This is a genomic window from Nonomuraea ceibae, from assembly GCF_019396325.1.
Taxonomy (GTDB): domain Bacteria; phylum Actinomycetota; class Actinomycetes; order Streptosporangiales; family Streptosporangiaceae; genus Nonomuraea; species Nonomuraea ceibae.
In genome coordinates this window covers 17,701-34,533 of sequence record NZ_JAHKRO010000006.1, presented here as the reverse complement: position 1 = coordinate 34,533, position 16,833 = coordinate 17,701, and the positions used below count along the sequence as shown (strand labels likewise).

General features: G+C 71.7%; 18 protein-coding genes. 6 read left to right on the top strand and 12 right to left on the bottom strand.

Going from position 1 to position 16,833, the window contains the following annotated elements; all coding sequences use genetic code 11:
• Nucleotides 1-31: 31 nt before the first annotated feature.
• Together KME80_RS06285 and KME80_RS06280 are read right to left on the bottom strand one after the other, a co-directional pair.
• Nucleotides 32-1,450, bottom strand: a complete 1,419-nt coding sequence (locus tag KME80_RS06285; RefSeq protein ID WP_308125630.1) for a serine hydrolase domain-containing protein — start codon at nt 1,448-1,450, stop codon at nt 32-34.
• 10 nt (nt 1,451-1,460) lie between these two features.
• A complete protein-coding gene (locus KME80_RS06280; protein ID WP_219501345.1) occupies nt 1,461-2,048 on the bottom strand; it encodes a hypothetical protein in 588 nt (195 codons plus the stop codon).
• Between the two features lie 109 nt (nt 2,049-2,157).
• Here KME80_RS06280 and KME80_RS06275 point away from each other — a divergent pair, with 109 nt between their 5' ends.
• The 5 genes from KME80_RS06275 to KME80_RS06255 all read left to right on the top strand — a co-directional run bounded on the left by KME80_RS06275 (nt 2,158) and on the right by KME80_RS06255 (nt 6,497).
• Complete coding sequence (locus KME80_RS06275) at nt 2,158-3,333, top strand: DUF5005 domain-containing protein (protein ID WP_219501344.1); 1,176 nt, start codon at nt 2,158-2,160, stop codon at nt 3,331-3,333.
• Nucleotides 3,333-4,343, top strand: a complete 1,011-nt coding sequence (locus tag KME80_RS06270) for a DUF4432 family protein (RefSeq protein ID WP_246644218.1) — start codon at nt 3,333-3,335, stop codon at nt 4,341-4,343. The genes KME80_RS06275 and KME80_RS06270 overlap by 1 nt, the downstream gene beginning before the upstream one ends.
• Entirely contained in the window at nt 4,340-5,110 is a 771-nt protein-coding gene (locus tag KME80_RS06265; protein WP_219501335.1) for an SDR family NAD(P)-dependent oxidoreductase, read from the top strand. The genes KME80_RS06270 and KME80_RS06265 overlap by 4 nt, the downstream gene beginning before the upstream one ends.
• Nucleotides 5,111-5,220: 110 nt before the next feature.
• The gene (locus KME80_RS06260) at nt 5,221-5,640 is read left to right on the top strand and encodes a peptidase inhibitor family I36 protein (protein WP_219501326.1); all 420 of its coding nucleotides are present in this window, start codon (nt 5,221-5,223) and stop codon (nt 5,638-5,640) included.
• Between the two features lie 65 nt (nt 5,641-5,705).
• Nucleotides 5,706-6,497 carry a hypothetical protein gene (locus KME80_RS06255; protein ID WP_219501325.1) on the top strand — a complete coding sequence of 264 codons (792 nt, stop codon included), beginning with the start codon at nt 5,706-5,708 and terminating at the stop codon, nt 6,495-6,497.
• 16 nt (nt 6,498-6,513) lie between these two features.
• Here KME80_RS06255 and KME80_RS06250 read toward each other — a convergent pair whose 3' ends face one another.
• From KME80_RS06250 to KME80_RS06220, 7 genes are all read right to left on the bottom strand, one after another.
• Nucleotides 6,514-7,746, bottom strand: coding sequence for an enolase C-terminal domain-like protein (locus KME80_RS06250; protein ID WP_219501322.1), 1,233 nt, complete (start codon nt 7,744-7,746; stop codon nt 6,514-6,516).
• Nucleotides 7,743-10,748: a glycoside hydrolase family 38 N-terminal domain-containing protein gene (locus KME80_RS06245; protein ID WP_219501321.1), complete on the bottom strand. Its 3,006-nt coding sequence runs from the start codon at nt 10,746-10,748 to the stop codon at nt 7,743-7,745. Before KME80_RS06245 ends, KME80_RS06250 begins: the two co-directional genes overlap by 4 nt.
• Complete coding sequence (locus KME80_RS06240; RefSeq protein ID WP_219501312.1) at nt 10,748-11,557, bottom strand: carbohydrate ABC transporter permease; 810 nt, start codon at nt 11,555-11,557, stop codon at nt 10,748-10,750. Before KME80_RS06240 ends, KME80_RS06245 begins: the two co-directional genes overlap by 1 nt.
• Nucleotides 11,554-12,396 carry a carbohydrate ABC transporter permease gene (locus KME80_RS06235; protein WP_308125629.1) on the bottom strand — a complete coding sequence of 281 codons (843 nt, stop codon included), beginning with the start codon at nt 12,394-12,396 and terminating at the stop codon, nt 11,554-11,556. The genes KME80_RS06240 and KME80_RS06235 overlap by 4 nt, the downstream gene beginning before the upstream one ends.
• A complete protein-coding gene (locus KME80_RS06230) occupies nt 12,393-13,643 on the bottom strand; it encodes an ABC transporter substrate-binding protein (protein ID WP_219501310.1) in 1,251 nt (416 codons plus the stop codon). Before KME80_RS06230 ends, KME80_RS06235 begins: the two co-directional genes overlap by 4 nt.
• A gap of 17 nt (nt 13,644-13,660) precedes the next feature.
• Nucleotides 13,661-14,362 carry a FadR/GntR family transcriptional regulator gene (locus tag KME80_RS06225; protein WP_219501308.1) on the bottom strand — a complete coding sequence of 234 codons (702 nt, stop codon included), beginning with the start codon at nt 14,360-14,362 and terminating at the stop codon, nt 13,661-13,663.
• A gap of 63 nt (nt 14,363-14,425) precedes the next feature.
• Nucleotides 14,426-14,950 carry a DUF305 domain-containing protein gene (locus KME80_RS06220; RefSeq protein WP_219501306.1) on the bottom strand — a complete coding sequence of 175 codons (525 nt, stop codon included), beginning with the start codon at nt 14,948-14,950 and terminating at the stop codon, nt 14,426-14,428.
• A gap of 117 nt (nt 14,951-15,067) precedes the next feature.
• Here KME80_RS06220 and KME80_RS06215 point away from each other — a divergent pair, with 117 nt between their 5' ends.
• Nucleotides 15,068-15,460: a peptidase inhibitor family I36 protein gene (locus KME80_RS06215; protein WP_219501304.1), complete on the top strand. Its 393-nt coding sequence runs from the start codon at nt 15,068-15,070 to the stop codon at nt 15,458-15,460.
• Between the two features lie 15 nt (nt 15,461-15,475).
• Here the strand turns inward: KME80_RS06215 and KME80_RS06210 are convergent, their stop codons facing one another.
• The 3 genes from KME80_RS06210 to KME80_RS06200 form a co-directional block, all read right to left on the bottom strand.
• Complete coding sequence (locus KME80_RS06210; RefSeq protein WP_219501302.1) at nt 15,476-16,090, bottom strand: class I SAM-dependent methyltransferase; 615 nt, start codon at nt 16,088-16,090, stop codon at nt 15,476-15,478.
• Nucleotides 16,087-16,416: a hypothetical protein gene (locus KME80_RS06205; RefSeq protein WP_246644216.1), complete on the bottom strand. Its 330-nt coding sequence runs from the start codon at nt 16,414-16,416 to the stop codon at nt 16,087-16,089. Before KME80_RS06205 ends, KME80_RS06210 begins: the two co-directional genes overlap by 4 nt.
• Nucleotides 16,417-16,538: 122 nt before the next feature.
• Nucleotides 16,539-16,772 (bottom strand): hypothetical protein, encoded by a 234-nt coding sequence (locus KME80_RS06200; protein ID WP_219501299.1) that lies wholly within the window; start codon nt 16,770-16,772, stop codon nt 16,539-16,541.
• Between the last annotated feature and the right edge of the window lie 61 nt (nt 16,773-16,833).

The window sequence follows — 16,833 nt, the reverse complement described above, 5'->3', positions numbered from 1 at the left end:
TACGGATCCCCGCGCAGGTTACACGCCGGTTTCAGCACCGGTCATCCCTATTTCCCCGCCCCCGGAGCCGTACCGCGCTGACCAGCCGGGCGGCCACGACCACCGCGCAGCCGATCGCGGTGATCACCAGGCAGAGCGTGAACGCCGGGTAGAGGTAGGCCACCTGGATCCACATGATGTCGGCGCCCCGGGCCAGCACCCGGAAGATCGGGGCCAGCGCCGCGCACAGCGCGATCGGCGCCAGGTAGGGCAGCAGCCGCCACCGCTGCCGTCCCCTGCGCCGCGCCGCCCAGCGGCGGGAGCGCGCCACGCCCCGCGCCGCCAGGGCCCCGGCCCCCGCGCCGGCCAGCAGGAAGAGCGCGTCCGTGACCAGGGTCGGCGACATCGGGGGGACCTCGGGCGTGCCTCCCTCGACGAGGGCGACGAGCCCGTCCAGGAGCGCGCGGGCGTCGCCGAAGGCCATGCCGGTGTTGGCCATGACCGCGACGCCGTAGCCGGAGCCGGGCATGAGGAGCTGGTGGGCCGTCGAGGTGAACAGGTCGCCGCCGTGCTCGAGGACGGGCGTGCCGCGCCCGGTCCGGCCGAGCGACCAGCCGAGCGCGTACGAGTCGTTCAGGCGGGAGGGGGTGCGCATCTCCTTGACGCTCCCGGGCGACAGGATGCCGCCCTGCTGCGCGATCAGCCAGCGGGCCATGTCGGCGGCGGTGCTGAGGACGCCGCCCGAGCCGTTGCCGAACCCGGCCGGCTCCGGCGCCGGGACCGCCCGGCCGAGGACCATCAGGTGACCGCGGGCGCTGCCGGGCAGGTCGCGGTCGGTGTCGATGGTCGTGCTGTTGCGCATGCCGAGCGGCTCGAACACCCGCTCGCGCAGGTAACCGGCGAACGGCCGACCGCTGACCACCTCGACGAGCCGGGCGGCGACCTGGTAGTTGGTGTTGTGGTAGCTGTAGCGCGTGCCCGGCTCGGCGGCGAGGCGGGCCGTCCTGAGCCGCGCCACGGCGCCCTCCAGCGTGCCGGGCTGCGGCAGGCTCTTCTCCCGGAAGGCCGAGTCGGCCATGCCCGACGTCTGGTCGAGCAACTGCCTGACGGTGATTTTCGCCGCCCTCGGGTCAGCCATCGCGAACTCGGGCAGATAGCCGCGCACCGGCCTGTCGAGCTCGACCCGGCCCTGTTCGACGAGCTGCATCACGGCCAGCGAGGTGAACGACTTGCTGACCGACGCGACGGCCATCGGGGTGTCGGCCGTGACCGGCTCGCCGGCCGCGGTCCGGCCGTACCCGGCGGCGTGCACGACCCGCTCGCCCCTGGTGACGGCGACGGCGACGCCGGGCAGCCCCGTCGCCTCCTGGTAGCGCGTCACGAACGCGTCCACGGCCGCCGGCGTGACCTGACCGGGCGGCGACACGGGCGAAAGGGCGAGACAGAGCGCGATGACGAAATTTACTGACACGTACAGAAAGCTAGGGACGCCCCCTGCCCCGCGACCATTGCGGAACCCCGCCGTCTTCCTTACGGGGAACCGCCACCGTGGCCAGCCAGGCGACCACGACCAGCGGCGTGGCCTCGGCGGCCAGAAGAGTCTGCAGCCCGAGCGGTGTCGTCCCGGCGGCGACCGGCCGGACCAGCAGGATCAGCAGCGCACCCGTCCACGCGAGCGCGGGCAGGACGGCCTGGCGGTCAGGCGGCGCGCCCCGGGCGGCCAGGAGCAGCAGCGCCGCGAGCGCCAGCGCGCCCGCCGACGCCCAGTGGACGGCGTCGTCCTCGAACGGCCCGCGCGGAAGGCCCAGCCTGGCGGCGAGGGCCGCGACGACGAGGACGAGACCGGCGGGGCGCAGCAGCCGGGGCGCCCAGAGCGCCAGCAGCGCCAGCGCCAGCGGCAGTGCCGGAGCGACCCAGGGTCGCACCTGCTCGCCGGCGAGCGCCGGGGTGAGGGGCGCGTAGGCGAACCAGCCGAACGACTCCGGCAGCGGCTTCAGGCTGCCCAGCAGGGTCGGGACGGCGGCGGCGAGCACGGCGGCACTGCGGAGGACGGCGGTGGTGCGGGACATCGCGGCTCCGGCACGGTCGGGGATCTGCCAGGAGCCTAGCCGGGCCTAGACAACAAGTGATCTAATCACTAGAACTGTACGGGAGCCCCCACCCCCAAGGACGTGTGCGATGGCGCGACTGCGTTCAGCCAGATCTGCCCTCCTGTCCCTCGTCGCCGTGACGGCCCTGGCGGTCGCGCCGCAGCAGGCCGTGGCGGCGCCGCCGAAGCCGGTGCCGTCGACGGCCGCCGCCGTTCCCGAGCAGCCGGCCACGCCCTCCCCGTGCGCCCCCGCGTTCCGGGGGACGACGATCGACCAGCGGCTGACCAGCCTGTTCACCAACTACGGCAACGACAACAGCCGCCTGGACGACTGGACCGGCGCCGACGGCACCTACTCGGTGCGGCTGCCGAACGGCAGGGAGGTGTGGGTGTTCTCCGACACGTTCCTGGGCCGGGTCAACCCCGACGGCAGCCGCCCGCCGGTCGTGGAGGAGGGCGGCACGACGGTCTTCCTCAACAACTCCTTCGCCGTCGAGCGCGACGGCAGGCTGCGCACCATCCACGACGGCACGGCGGCCGCGCCCACCGCCGTGATGAAGCCCCGCGACGGCGACCACTGGTTCTGGGCCGGTGACGCAACGCTCGCGGGCGGCCTGCTGGAGGTGACCTACCAGGAGTACGAGCGCTTCGGCCCCGGCGCGTGGGACTGGCGCTGGCACCGCAACGTGGTGGCGCGCTTCCCGCAGGGCCGGTTGGAGCGCCCGGTCAGCGTGCACGACCTGCCGTCCGGGCACGGCGTGGCGTGGGCCTCGGCGATCCTGAAGGACGGCGGCCACACCTACGTCTACGGCGTGGAGGACCTGGGCGGCACCAAGTACATGCACCTGGCCAGGGTGAAGGGGCAGAGCCTGCTCGGCGAGTGGGAGTTCCGCACGGCCGGCGGCTCCTGGTCGAGGGACGAGGCGGATTCGGCCAGGCTGATGGCGGGCGTGGCGAACGAGTACAGCGTCAGCAAGGTCGGCAACGGCTATGTCCTGATAACTCATGACACGACCGAGGCGCTCAGCGCCAAGATCGTCGCGTACGCGTCCTGCTCCCCGACCGGCCCGTTCACCGGCAAGCAGGTCGTCTACACGACCCCCGAGACGAACGGCAACATCTTCACCTACAACGCCCATGCGCACCCCGCCATCGAGGGAGACGGCCTGGTGGTCTCCTACAACGTCAACAGCTTCGTCAACACCGACCACTACCGCGACGTGTCCATCTACCGGCCGCGCTTCCTCAACGTGAAGTTCGGCTGATGCGCAACTGGGCGGCGCGGCTGCGCCAGGGCACGCTCGACGGCATCGACTGCGTCACGCTGGAGAACGAGCTGCTGCGCGTGACCGTGCTGCCCGGCAAGGGCGGCGACGTGGTCGAGTTCCTGCACAAGCCGACCGACACCGACTTCGTCTGGCTGTCGCCGCAGGGCCTGCGCGACCCGCGCGGGCACCTCCAGGGCGCCGCCGACGACGTGGCCCCGTTCGCCGACCACTACGAGGGCGGCTGGCAGGAGGCGTTCCCCAACGGCGGCGCGCCCAGCACGTACCGGGGCGCCCGGCTGGCCCAGCACGGCGAGGTCTCCGGCCTGCCGTGGCGCTGCGAGGTCGTGGCCGACTCCGAGCAGGAGGTCGCGATCCGCCTGACCGTGCGCACCAGGCGGCTGCCGTACCGGATGGAGCGGACGATGCGGCTGCGGTCAGGCAGGGCCGCGCTGGAGGTCGAGGGGCGGGCGGCGAACGAGTCCGGCGTGGCGCTGCACGCGATGTGGGGACAGCACCTCGTGTACGGGGCGCCGTTCCTCAGGGCGGGCGCCCGGATCCGGCTGCCGGAGGGGGTGCGCGTGATCCCGCACGACACGCCGATCAACCCGCTCGGGCGGCGGGTGCGCGCGGGCGGGCCGTGGGAGTGGCCGGTGGTCCCCGCCGACGGCGGCGGCACCACCGACCTGAGCGTCGTGCCCGCGCCCGGCGGGCCGAGCGACATCGTCTACCTGACCGGGTTCGGCGACGACGGATGGTACGAGCTCGGGGCCGGGCCCGGCATCCGGGTCTCATGGGACGCCACGCTGCTGCCGTGTCTGTGGATGTGGCAGGAGCTCGGCGCGAGCGCGGACTACCCCTGGTGGGGCCGGGCCTGCGTGCTGGGCCTGGAGCCGTTCGCCGGCCTGCCGACCGACGGGCTGGCGGCGGCCGTGGCCAACGGCACCGCGCTCGTCCTGGAGCCGTACGAGACCAAGACGCTGAAGTGGCGCGCGGAGGTGCTTGCGTGAGGGAGTTCGACGGGAAGGTGGCGCTGGTCACCGGCGGTTCGACGGGCATCGGGCGGGCGGTCGTGGACCGGCTGGCCGACGGCGGCGCGTCGGTGGTGTTCTGCGGGGCCGACGCGGAGTCGGCGTTCGAGAGCGAGCAGGTCACGGGCGTGGTCGCGGACGTGCGCCGGGCGGGCGACATGCGCGATCTGGTGGACCTGGCCGTGGCCAGGCACGGCGGCCTGGACGTCGTGGTGACGTGCGCGGGCGTGCAGCGTTACGGCACGGTGGTCGACACGCCGGAGGACGTCTGGGACGAGGTGATGGATGTCAACCTCAAGGGCGTCTTCCTGACCTGCAAGGCGGCCGTGCCCCGGCTGAAGGCGCGCGGCGGCGGGTCGATCGTGGTGATGTCGTCGGTGCAGGCGTTCGCCTCGCAGGCGCAGGTGGCCGCCTACACCGCGAGCAAGTCGGCGCTCAACGGGCTGACCAGGGCGATGGCGCTCGACCACGCCGCCGACGGCATCCGCGTCAACGTGGTCTGCCCGGGGTCGGTCGACACGCCGATGCTGCGCTGGGCGGCTGACCTGTGGCGCGGCGGCCTTTCGCAGGAGGATCAGGTCGCCGAGTGGGGCCGGGCGCACCCGCTCGGCCGGGTGGCCAGGGCCGAGGAGGTCGCCGAGCTGGTGGCGTTCCTGGCCGGGCCGCGTTCGTCGTTCATCACCGGCGCGGAGCACCGGGTGGACGGCGGGCTGCTGGCCAGGAACCCGGCCGCGCTGCCGGAATAGCGGCGCCGCTCACTTTTACCCTCGGACGCGCGTCGATAACACAGCGCACGCGAAGCCTCACGCTAGGTTACGGGTGTTCCGAAGGACTCACCCCGATCAAGGAGACCCCTGTGAGGCTGTCCAAGCGTTTCGCCGGCGCCGTCGCCGCCGCGGCTCTGCTCACCGTCGTCGCCCCCGCGGCCACCGCCTCGGCGAGCCCCCGCTCCACCTGCTACGGCGGCAGGCTCTGCCTGTACGCGGGCTTCGACTACAACCGCGGGCAGGTCGACCACTGGCGCGACTTCGTCCACGACGACGCCAACTTCGCCGACAACAACTGGCTGACCTGGGACTACAGCAACTCCTGGCACAGCATGGACAACGAGACCAGCTCGGTCCGCAACCGCGTCGGCTGCCCGGTGACCCTGTGGCAGCACGCGTACTACACGGGTGCGCACAGCACGTTCCTGCACAACTCCAACGACGGCTTCCTGGCCAACAACGCGGTCGGCAACAACCGCGCCAGCTCGGTCGACATCTGGTGCCGCTGAGCTTTCCGGTGTCACTGAGCCGAAGCAGCGCCGGTTTCCGGATTTTTCCGGAAACCGGGCGCCGCGTGCCCCTACTCCTCGCCGCCCTCCTCCTGACCGGCTGCGCCACCCCGGAGCCACCGCCCGGCGTCACCTCGGTGGCCGACCTGGTGCTGCCGTTCGACGCCTACAAGCCCACCCCGGGCCAGCGGGCGGTCCTGGCCAACGCGCACAACCTGCTGGTCGTCCGGTGCATGCGCCGCCACGGCGTCACCGTGAACCCGCCCGCCGAGGACGAGGAGGCCATCGCGGCGGCCGACCCCGGCAACACCCGCCGCTACGGCGTCGCCGACCCGCGCCAGGCCGCCGAGCACGGCTACCACCTGGCCGGCGGCTCGCCCGCCAAGCCGTGGACGGCCAAGCTGACCAAGGCCGCGCGCAGGCAGCTCAACGGCCGCCAGGGCTGCCTCGACCGGGCCGACGCCCAGCTCAGCCGCGACACCCCCAAGGCCGACTGGTCATGGCTGGCCCTCCAGGACTCGCTCACTCTGGAGCAGGCCGCCAGGGAGCCCGCCGTGTCGCAGGCCGTCGACCGCTGGAAGGCGTGCATGGAACGGGCCGGCCACCCCTACCCGTCGCCGGAGGCCGCCATCGCCGACCGGCGCTGGAACCTGGACAAGCCCGAGGTCAGCGACGAGGAGAAGCAGACCGCGAGCGCGGACGTGGCCTGCAAGTGGTCCTCCGGCCTGGTCGCCGCCTGGTACGCGGCCGACGCCGACCTGCAGCGGGCCGTCGTGCGCGACAACGACCGCCGCTTCGCCGCCTTCCGCGACAACCTGGGCCGGCGGCTCGACCGGGCGACCGCCCTGCTCAAGTGACCGCCCCGCTCGACCGTCAGACGGCGACCTCGACCGACACGGAGGGGTCGGCGAAGCGCTCGTTCGGCACCCGGGCGAACCAGCCGGGCCGGCCCGGGTCGCGGTCGTACGGGTAGCCGCCGGTCTCCCGGTAGAGCTCGGCGTAGCGGGCCACCCGCTCCCGGTCCAGCCGCACGCCCAGCCCGGGCCCCTGCGGCACCGCGATGGCGCCCTCCGCGTACGCCATCCGGCCGCCCTCGATCACGTCGTCCCGTAGCTGGTGGTAGTGGGCGTCGGCCGCGTACGTCAGGTTGGGCAGCACCGCGCCGAGGTGCAGCATGGTCGCGAGCTGGATGCCCAGCTCGCCGGAGGAGTGCACGGCCACGTCCACCTGGAACGTCTCGCACACCCCCGCCGCCTTGACGCACGGCCTGATGCCGCCCCAGAACGTGGTGTCCAGCAGCACCACGTCGGCGCCCCGGCGCAGCACGTTCGCGGCGAGCTGCTCGAAGTTGACCACCACGGTGTTGGTCGCGATCGGCACCCTGACCTGCTCGCGGACCAGCCGCAGCCCTTCCAGCCCGAAGACCGGGTCCTCCAGGTAGTCGTTGTCCAGGTGCTCGATGGCCCGGCCGAACCGGACGGCCTCGGCCATCGACAGCACCGCGTTCGGGTCGTAGCGGAACCGGTCGCCGGGGAACGCCTCGGCCAGCGCCCGGTAGCACTCCAGCTCGTAGTCCGGCGGGAACACGCCGCCCTTGAGCTTGTGGACGGTGAACCCGTGGGCCGCCTTGAGCGCGCGGGTCTGCTCGACGAGCTGGTCCGGCGTGCGCACCTCGGCGTAGCCGTCGGCGGCGTAGCGGTAGAACAGGTAGGAGGCGAACGGGACGGCGTCGCGCACCCGGCCGCCCAGCAGGTCGCACACCGGCACGCCGAGGTGCTGCCCGATCAGGTCGAGGCAGGCGAACTCGACGGCGGCCAGGAGCTGCGTCCGGTTGTTGTAGAGCGAGGCCGTCGGGTTCGCGATCTTGAAGCGGAGCGCTTCGAGCTGGAACGGGTCGTGGTCCTTCAGGTAGGGCACGAGCGCGCGGAACGCCGCCTCGGCGCTCTCGCCGCCGCCGCCCATCTCGCCCAGGCCGACGAGCCCGTTGTCGGCCTCGACCTCGACGATCGTGCGGACGAACCGGCCCCAGTGCGCGCCGTTGCTGTGCCGCAGCGGCGCCTCCAAAGGCACGGCGACCGTCGTGGCCCGGATGTCAACGATCTTCACAGGTCCCCCCAGACGACGGCGACCCCGCAGGCCGGGAGCCGTACCTTGACCGATTCCCCGTCAACCCCGGCAGGCCGCACGTCGTGGCCCAGACCGGCGCTCACGCTCGCGCGGCGCAGGCCCGGCAGGGTGACCGTCACCTCGACGGGCTCGGGGGCCAGCGACTGCAGCCGTACCAGCGTGGACTCCCCGTCCCTGCCCAGCGAGGTCACCAGCACGTCCGGGTGGTCGGCCGACACGTACGTCCTGGCCGCCTCGCCGGCAGGCCCGGTGAGCAGCGCGCCCACGAACGGGTCGGTCAGCCCGGTGGCGGCCAGCGCGCCGAGCCGCCTGCCCGGGGCGCCCGCCTCGGACCTGACGGCGTAGCGGAACGTGGTCTCGCCCTGCTGTTGCGCCGGGAAGTTGGTGTCCCAGATGTTGTTGAGCGCCCACGAGTAGACCGTGCCGTCCTCCTGGTCGAGCGTCGGGGGGAACGGCGCGTACGGCATGTGGATGGTGCCGAGCTGCACCAGCGGCGCTTCCAGGGTGGCCCAGGCGACGGTCAGCTCCGGGTCCTCGAAGGCGATCCAGTGCCGGATCGGCAGCATGTACTCGGCCGAGCCGGGCACGCGCGGCACGTCAGGCCCGCCGACGCCGCCGGTCAGCTCCCAGGCCGTGGGCTGCCCGGTGGCCAGCGGGAAGGCCAGGAACACCGCCTCCTTGGCCGGGGTGCCCTGCTTGGCGAGCTGGTAGGTCAGGTCGAGGCGGGCGACGCCGTGGTGCAGCTCGACGGTGGTGCGCAGCCAGTCGACGCCTTTGCCGCGCAGCTCGACGACCAGCTTCTCGCCGACGGCGGTGCGCTCGGCCTTGACGATCGTGGCGTTGCCCGCGATGGCGCGGTCGCCGAGCAGGGTGCGGTCGTGCGCGCCGACGTGCCCGGACAGGTGGTTGAAGTGCGGGGCGGTGGCGTAGCGGTCGTAGACGTACTGGCCGAATCCGGCGGCGGCGTCCTGGTTGACCAGCTCGCGGCCGGCGACCTTGTCGAACACCGAGCCGATGTAGCCTTCGCGGACGTCGTAGGCGACCCGGTAGAACTCGTTCTCGATGACGCCGCCGGGGTCGAGGGCGACGGGCTCGGGGGCCTGCCGCTCGCCGCGCACGACGTCGAGCCGTACGTACCCGAATCCCGAAACATCCGGCACGACGGCGTGGATGTGCCGCCCGATCGGCCGCGTCGGCCAGTCCGCCGGATCGACGTACTCCTCGTGGTGCGGCACCGTCTCCCCGGTGCGCGCGTCCACCAGCGCGATCGGCACGTCCACCGGCACCACGTCCCTGGGCAGGAACGTCCGCACCACGTCCGTCCGCGTCGCCGTCCCCGGGTTGAACACCGCGAACGCCGCCAGCGCCGCGCCGCCCGAGCCCTCGGCCGACAGCGCCGCCGCGAACCTGCGCACGCCCGCCTGGAGCAGGTCCGCCGCGTCGTCCTGCGCGTCGTAGGCGCCCGACGACTTGCGCGTCCACTGCAGCCCGCCCGAGTCGCCCGCCTCCTCGGCGTCCTCCCACGGGTTGGCCGCGCCCCAGGTGTGCTCGTTGAACAGCGCCACCTTGTCGTAGGCGAGCCCGATCCGCTCCCCCGCGTCGACCCCGGCCAGCGTGTGCAGCGTCTCGGCCGTCCGCAACGCCGACTGCGCCCGCCGCACGTACCCGAGCGGGCGCGCCCCCGACCCGAGCCCGTCAGCCCACCAGTCGGTCCAGTCGCCCTCGTGCACGGCCAGCCGGTCGTGGTAGCGCTCGGCCACGTGGTCGAAGAAGTCGCTGTTGGCCGCCGAGCGCAGCCGCGGCCAGGCCCACTGCTCGTTCCAGCGCCGCGCGATCGACGCGGGCACGATCGACGGCCCGGCGTTGTCGGCGTGCGCGCCCTGCACCCGCAGGTGCAGCACGTCCAGCTCGTACGGCTCGCGCGGCGCGTCCGGCCCCTGCCACCCGAACGTGCCCGGCCCGTACGGGTAGCCGCGCGAGGCGAGCGCGGCCAGGTAGCGCGGCAGCAGGTCGTCGGCCAGCTCGTAGGAGTCGGTCAGCCCGACCGTGTTGCCCTCCATGTACGCCATGCCGTGGGGCGTGTCGGTGAACCACACGAGCAGTTCGTTCCCGCTCGGCGCCCGCCACCGGAACGGCCTGGTCAGCTTGTCGCCGCCGTGCAGGTACGGCACCGAGCGCCCGGCCCAGTTGTGCGCGGCGGCCAGGTAGCGCACGCCGGCCGCGTTCAGCGCGTCGATCAGCCCGACGACCGCGCCCGGCACGTCGGTGTGCATGGCCGAGCGCGCCGGGATGCCGTACGCCTGCCGCAGCTCGCCGGTGAAGCGGAGCTGCCGGTAGAGCTCCTCGGTCGAGCACGCCTCGGTGTGGAGCTGGAACGGCAGCGCCGTGACCTCGATGATCCCGGCGCGGGCCAGCGCGGCGAACTTCTCGACCTGCTCGGCGGGCCGGGCCTCCAGCCACTTCAGCGCGGGCATGGACGACTCGACCGACCAGCGGAACTTCGCGTCGTCGGGCCAGGAGGCGGTCTCCTCGCCCAGCCGGACGGCCGCGTCCAGGTAGTCCAGGTGGTGGCGCAGCACCGTGCCCTGCGGGTCGGTGTAGCCGATGTCCAGGTGCGAGTGGTGCACGACGAACACGTTCCACTTGCGCTGCGGCCCGACCGTGATCTGCGCGGTGCCGACCACGCCGGCGTCGTCGCGGCACTCCAGCGTCAACGCGCGCGGCGCGCTCACCTCCGGCACCAGCAGCGTCACGTCGGTCCCTGAGGCGCTGTCGACGCCCACCAGCACGTGCGTGAGCGCCCGCGTGCTCGACACCCGCACCGCCTGCCGGCCGTCGTGGGTGAACAGCGGCAGCACCGCCACCCGCACCTCCAGCCCGCGCACGCTGATCACCGGCGTCGAGGTGTCGTCGCGCAGCGCCTGCCTGATCCCGTCGTAGTCCGGGGATCCGAGGCTGCGCTGCAGCAACCGGCTCGTCATCAAACACTCCCTAGAGACAGGCCCCGTGCGAAGAGGCGCTGGGTGGCGAGGAACAGCACGACCGTGGGCAGCGACACGACCAGGCCCGCCGCCAGGCCGACCGGGACGGGCGTCCCGGCGTACACGTCGGTCATCAGGCCGGCGAGCGCGGTCATGACGGGCCGCACCTCGGCGGTCTGCGTCAGCGTCAGGCCGAAGATCAGGTCGTTCCAGATGAAGGTGAACTCCAGGATGAACACGGCGGCCAGCGCGCTGGTGGCCAGCGGCAGGTAGATCCGCCAGAAGACGCGCCAGGTGGAGGCCCCGTCCATGCGGGCGGCCTCGAAGATCGAGAACGCCACCCCGCTGTAGAAGTTGCGCAGCACGAACGCGGCCAGCGGCACGTTGATCGCCGTGTAGATCAGGATCATGCCGAGGCGGCTGTCGTACAGCCCGGCGTCGCTGTAGCCGACGAACAGCGGCACGAGCAGCATCTGCGACGGGAAGACGGTGCCGCCGAACAGCAGCAGGAACCACCAGAAGCCGTGCCGCAACCGCAGCACCACGATCGTGTAGCCGGCCAGCGCGCCGATGAGCACGCCGAGCGCGGGCGACACGACGCTGTAGAGGGCGGTGCTGGCCAGACTGGGGCCCAGGTCGGCGCCCTCCAGCGCGCGGGCGAAGTTGTCCAGCAGCGCGAAGTCGCCCGGCGGCGCCCAGGCCCGCGCCGGGTCGTACGACTCGGCCGGTCTGGAGGCGTTGACGATGAGCAGGTAGGTGGGCCCGAGCCAGATCAGCCCGAGCACGACGAGGACCGCGCGCCGGATCATCGCACCTGCCGCTTCAGGTAGAGGTAGGAGGCCAGCCCCGCGACCACGGTGAGCGCCACCGCGACCGTGGAGCCGTAACCGTAGTCGCCGGCCACGAACGTCTCCTTGTACATGGTCACGGCGAGCGTCTCGGAGTTGCGCCCCGGGCCGCCCTGCGTCAGGACCCAGACGATGTCGAACGTCTTCAGGCTCGCCACCAGCGCCAGCCCCACCACGACCGCGGTGAGCGGCCGCATCAGCGGCCAGATGACGTGGCGGAACAGCCGCCAGCCGGACGCCCCGTCGAGCCGGGCCGCCTCGATCGGCCCCTTCGGGATCGACTGCAGCCCGACCACGAACAGCAGCGTGTTGACGCCGAGCTGCTGCCACGTCCACACGAGCAGCATCGCGATCGTGTTGTGCGGCGCCTTCTGCAGGAACGCGGTGTCGACGCCGAGGAGCAGATTGGCGACGCCGCCGTGCGACAGCACCGGGCTCCACACCATGGCCAGCCCGGCGCCGCTGAGCGCGTACGGGAGCATGAACGGCACCCGGTACCAGGCGCCGCCCCTGATGTCGTAGGACAGCACCGCCACCAGCAGGCCGAGGCCCACGGGCAGCGCCATCGTGCCGACGACCCAGATCAGCGTGTTGCCGGCCGAGGACAGCAGCACGGGGTCGTCGAAGAGCTTGGCGAAGTTGGCCAGGCCCGCCCATTCGGGCGGCGCCAGCCCGTCGTACCGGGTCAGGCTCAGGTACGCGGTCCACACGAACGGCGCGTAGAGCAGCCCGGCGACGAGCAGCGCGGCGGGGGCGACGTACCCGTGCCTGAACCTGCCGAGGATCGGGGCGCGCGTCACTGATGCGTGCTCCAGTACTCGTCGGCCTCCTTCTGGATCGTCTCCAGCACCTCCATGTACGTCCCGGGTTCGGTGACGAACTTGCTGAAACCGTCCAGGGCGGCTGTCAGGATGGGCGGCGGGGTGGCCTCGAAGTAGCGGTTGACCAGGCGGTACTCGCCGCTGCCCGCGTCCTTGGTGACCTGGCCGAGCGCCTCGTCCTCGATGGTGACCTTGGGGTTGGCGCTCACGTCGCCACGGATGCCGGCCCACTTCTTCTGGGCTTCGGCGGTGGTCCACCACTTGAGGTACTTCATGCTCGCGTCGGGGTCGGCGGCCTTGGCGAGGGAGCAGAGCGGGCCGCTCTCGAAGATCATCGAGGTCTTGGGCAGGCTCGCGTTCACGTTGGGGATGACGAAGAAGCCGTAGTCGGCGCCGGCTTTCATGTCGCGCTGGGTCATGCTGGTGTTGAACCAGGTGCCGAACGAGACCATCGCGGCCTTGCCGGTCTTCAGCACGTCGCCGGGGTCCGTTTTATCGCCCGGATTCATGAAATATCCGGCGTCGATGAGCTCTTTCCACTTCTCCATCACCGCGACCACGCCCGGATCGGTGTACTTCGCCTGACCCGTGGACAGCCGGTCGTACAGGTCGGGGTCCATCCCGGCCATGATCTGCTCGAACCAGACGAACGAGAACAGCACGCTGGTGTGGTAGAACGCCTTCACGTCGTGCTGCTTCAGCGTCTCGGCGATCTTGACCAGGTCCTCCCAGGTGGCCGGGGGCTTCAGGTCGTGCTCGTCGAAGATCTTCTTGTTGTAGAACATGCCCCAGTACGCGACGTTCATCGGCACGCAGTACTGCTTGCCGTCGATCGTGTAGTAGGGCGCCAGGTCCTGCGACAGGTCGCCGGCCTTGATGGCCTCCTGCCAGACGGCCGTGGTGTCGGCCACCTGCTTCTGCTTGACGATCTCCTGCAGCATCCCCCCGGTCTGCCAGGTGAAGAGGTCAGGCTTGACGTTCGTGCGGAACGAGGCCTTGATGAACGCCTGATACTGCGCGGAGTCGGTGTAGCCGGTGGGCTTCATGGACAGGCCGATGCTCTGCTTGGACGCAGCGCCCATCTCCTCGAAGTACTTGCTCCACGCGCCCTTGTCGTTGTAGAGGGTGAGCTCTGTCTTCTTCTGCGCCGTCTCGGCGCCGTTCCCGCCACAGGCGGCGAGAAGGACGGCCGCCACGCCGAGCGTGGCCACTCGTGACCGGACCATGTTCCCGGCCTCCTTGATCATTTGGGGGGGTTGTGCAACCGCTGCTCGATGACCGTCTTCACGTCCACCAGATGGGCCCGCATGCGCTCCCCGGCCAGCGCGGCGTCGCCCGCCTCGATGGCCTCCAGGATCGACAGGTGCTCGTCGTAGTCGCGGCGGCGGTCGTCGAAGATCTGCAGGATCTGGCGCTGCTCCGGCCCGTGGATCGTGAGCAGCGAGTCCACGACCTCGTGCAGCACGCTGTTGCCCGCCATCCGGGCGGCGGCCCGGTGGAAGGTCATGTTGGCGTCGTGCAGCTCGGCGTCCTGGCCGCGCAGGTGGTCGCCGGCGGCGGCGAGCACCCGCTTGAGCGCGGCCAGTTCCTCGGGCGAGCCGCGTTCGGCCGCCATCGCCGCCAGCGGCGGCTCGATGACGATCCGGGCGTCCAGCAGGTCGAGGAGCTGGGCGCCGTGCATCTCGCGCATGTTGGGGTTGGGCAGCACGAGCCGCTCGATCGCCGCCCCGACGTAGATGCCGGAGCCGTGCCGCAGCTCGATGGCCCCGGTGGCCTCCAGCCTGCGCAGCGCCTCGCGCAGCGTCGGGGTGGTGACGGCGAAGCGCTGGGAGAGCTCCCTGGTGGATGGCAGCCGGTCACCCGGCCGGTGCCCGCCCGCGTGGATGAGCTCCAGCATGCGCTCGGTGAGAGCGTCGGAGAGGGTGGGCCGTGCTACCTCGGACATATCAAGTGATCTAATCACTTATCCGGGACGGCGTCTATGACGGAGTGCCGACTTTTCCGGTTCTCAGCGTTCGAGCAGCTTGCGCAACTGCTCGATCTGCTCCCTGCGTGACGCCTGCACCTGCGCCGCCCACCGCATGACCTCGGGATTGGCGCCGTCGAGCACCTCGGTCCCGGCCATCCGCGCCGCGTCGCCCTGATGCGCGATCAGCAGCGCCATCAGCTCCGGCTCCGGATCCTTCGCCTTCCGGAGCGCGTCGATCTTCTTCTGCTCGGTCTCCGGCAGCCCGCCGTGATGGTCGTGCGCCCCGTCGGGCGGCGTCAGCGGCTGCCCCCAGGCGTGCAGCCACCGCAGCATCATCTCGACCTCGCTCTGCTGCGTGGCGGCGATGGCCTCGGTCAGCGTCCTCAGCTCCGGCGTGGTCGCCCTGTCGGCGCCGACCTTGGCGATCTCGATGCCCTGCCGGTGGTGCTGCACCATCATCTGCACGAACATCACGTCGTCGGCGTTGACCGGAGGCGCCGCGGCCTCACCCGGCCCGCAGGCGACCGTCAGCAGGAGTCCCAGGGCCGCTAAGACGTACCTCATGTCACGCCAGCCTTACACGCCGACAGCCCTCCGTCCACGGACGGGACTTGACTACGATTAGTAATCACTGCCTTACTGAGGGTGCTAGAGGTCGTCCCCGGACCGAAAGGGTCTCTGATGAAGGCATTCACCAAGCGAGCCGCCGCCGTCGCGCTCTGCGCCGCCGTCGCGCTGCCCGCCAGCGGCGTCGCCGCCCCCGCCAACGCCGCCGTCCAGCAGGCAGCGGCGCTCCAGCGCGCCGCGGCCCAGTGCGCGGCCGGCGAGATCTGCTTCTGGCACGACCGCGACTACCGGGGCACCCCCTGGCGCTGGATGCCCTCCAACGGCTACCGCGACATGCCGCCCAACCTCCACGACCACGTCTACTCCTTCTACGCCAACGTCCGGGGCTGCTTCATCGACTACGACCCCCGCGAGTTCCGCAAGGTCAACATCGGCGACTACGCGCAGGCGTACGACACCAACTTCGGCAAGCGCATCGACGCGGTGGCCCTCCACAGCGCCTGCTGACGCCGGGCCGGGTCTTCACGCACGCAAGGTCAGCGACTGGAACCGGGAGTGGTCCGCACCGACGGCATGGAAGTCCACGACCTCGAAGACCCGGCTCGCCTGCTCCACCAGCTCCTCGTCGCTCCGGAACGAGAAGAACCGGGGCGGCCACTGCTCGTCGTCCGCGAACTCCCCCTCCCCGGTCAGGCTGCCCCCGCCGTAGACGCCGAGAAAGAACAGCCCGCCCGGCCGCATCACCCGGTGGATCGCCTCCAGCACCGCGGGCAGGTCGCGGTCGGGCACGTGCAGCAGGCAGTTGAGCGCGTAGACGGCGTCGAACGAGCCGGGCGCGAAGTCCAGGCCCAGAAAGTCCATGACCCGGGCGTCGAGCCCCTTCTCCCGGCACCGCGCGACCATCTCCGGCGACAGGTCGACGGCCACCACGTCCAGGCCGTGGTCACGGAAGTAGACGCTGTCCTGGCCGGTGCCCGCGCCGATCTCCAGCAGCTTGCCGCCGTCCGGCAGCCGGCCCAGGAACGCCTCCCGCTCGGCCTGCTTCCACGCCGCCTTGCCGCTCGCGTCGCGCTGCCGCGCGCTGCGGTCGTACGCCTCACGCAGCGGTCCGAGCACGTCGTCGTAACGCGCGCTCATGGCAGGTCGGGACGCACCAGCGCCTGTGCGAACGGCTCCCCGGTGCGGCGCGCGTACACCATCCGCGCCTTCACCTCCCCGAGCGTGCGCGGCCGGTAACCGGGCCCGCCACAGCAGCTCCGAGGGAAGCGCACGCCCGCGTGCAGCAGCACCGACAGCACCCGCCACGCCGCGACGTCACGACGCCTCGGCGCCGCGAACGCCGTCCCCACGTGGATCAGCACCCCCGCGCAGCGCGGGCAGCGCCGCTCGGAGCCGCCGGCATAGGGCTGCTTGTACGAGGCGCGGCACGGGAGACAGACGAAGGACGTCTTCGCATGAGACATGTGGTCGGCTCACCTCCCGGAGCAGTCGTCATCCTAGGCTCCACCCGATCAGCGATCAACGAGATTGCCCCCGGACGCGAAGCGGCCCCCCGCGGGCAACCGCGAGGGGCCCAGGCGGACGATCAGAGCGTCAGGCAGCCCACGAGCGGGACTTCGGGCGGAATGACCACGGCTCCGAGCGGATCGGCGGCGCCCCCGGTGGTGCAGTTGGCCATCAGCACGGGATCGATCCGCTGGACCGAATCCAGGACCGAGATCTTTTTCGGGTCGACGACCGCGTGCGCGGCCGACGCCGGCAGCACCAGCCCACCGGCGACCACGACGACTGCGGCGAGCTTGCGGGGAGATGTACGCACTGAACCTCCATGGGTGTGTACGTGAACGACCATCGTTCATCACTGATGGTAGTTTTCAGGT

Coding starts and splice junctions, on each gene's coding strand:
- KME80_RS06280 (WP_219501345.1), bottom strand. CDS start 2,048: ATGTCCCGCACCACCGCCGTCCTCCGCAGTGCCGCCGTGCTCGCCGCC.
- KME80_RS06275 (WP_219501344.1), top strand. CDS start 2,158: ATGGCGCGACTGCGTTCAGCCAGATCTGCCCTCCTGTCCCTCGTCGCC.
- KME80_RS06270 (WP_246644218.1), top strand. CDS start 3,333: ATGCGCAACTGGGCGGCGCGGCTGCGCCAGGGCACGCTCGACGGCATC.
- KME80_RS06245 (WP_219501321.1), bottom strand. CDS start 10,748: ATGACGAGCCGGTTGCTGCAGCGCAGCCTCGGATCCCCGGACTACGAC.
- KME80_RS06240 (WP_219501312.1), bottom strand. CDS start 11,557: ATGATCCGGCGCGCGGTCCTCGTCGTGCTCGGGCTGATCTGGCTCGGG.
- KME80_RS06230 (WP_219501310.1), bottom strand. CDS start 13,643: ATGGTCCGGTCACGAGTGGCCACGCTCGGCGTGGCGGCCGTCCTTCTC.
- KME80_RS06225 (WP_219501308.1), bottom strand. CDS start 14,362: ATGTCCGAGGTAGCACGGCCCACCCTCTCCGACGCTCTCACCGAGCGC.
- KME80_RS06220 (WP_219501306.1), bottom strand. CDS start 14,950: ATGAGGTACGTCTTAGCGGCCCTGGGACTCCTGCTGACGGTCGCCTGC.
- KME80_RS06215 (WP_219501304.1), top strand. CDS start 15,068: ATGAAGGCATTCACCAAGCGAGCCGCCGCCGTCGCGCTCTGCGCCGCC.
- KME80_RS06210 (WP_219501302.1), bottom strand. CDS start 16,090: ATGAGCGCGCGTTACGACGACGTGCTCGGACCGCTGCGTGAGGCGTAC.
- KME80_RS06205 (WP_246644216.1), bottom strand. CDS start 16,416: ATGTCTCATGCGAAGACGTCCTTCGTCTGTCTCCCGTGCCGCGCCTCG.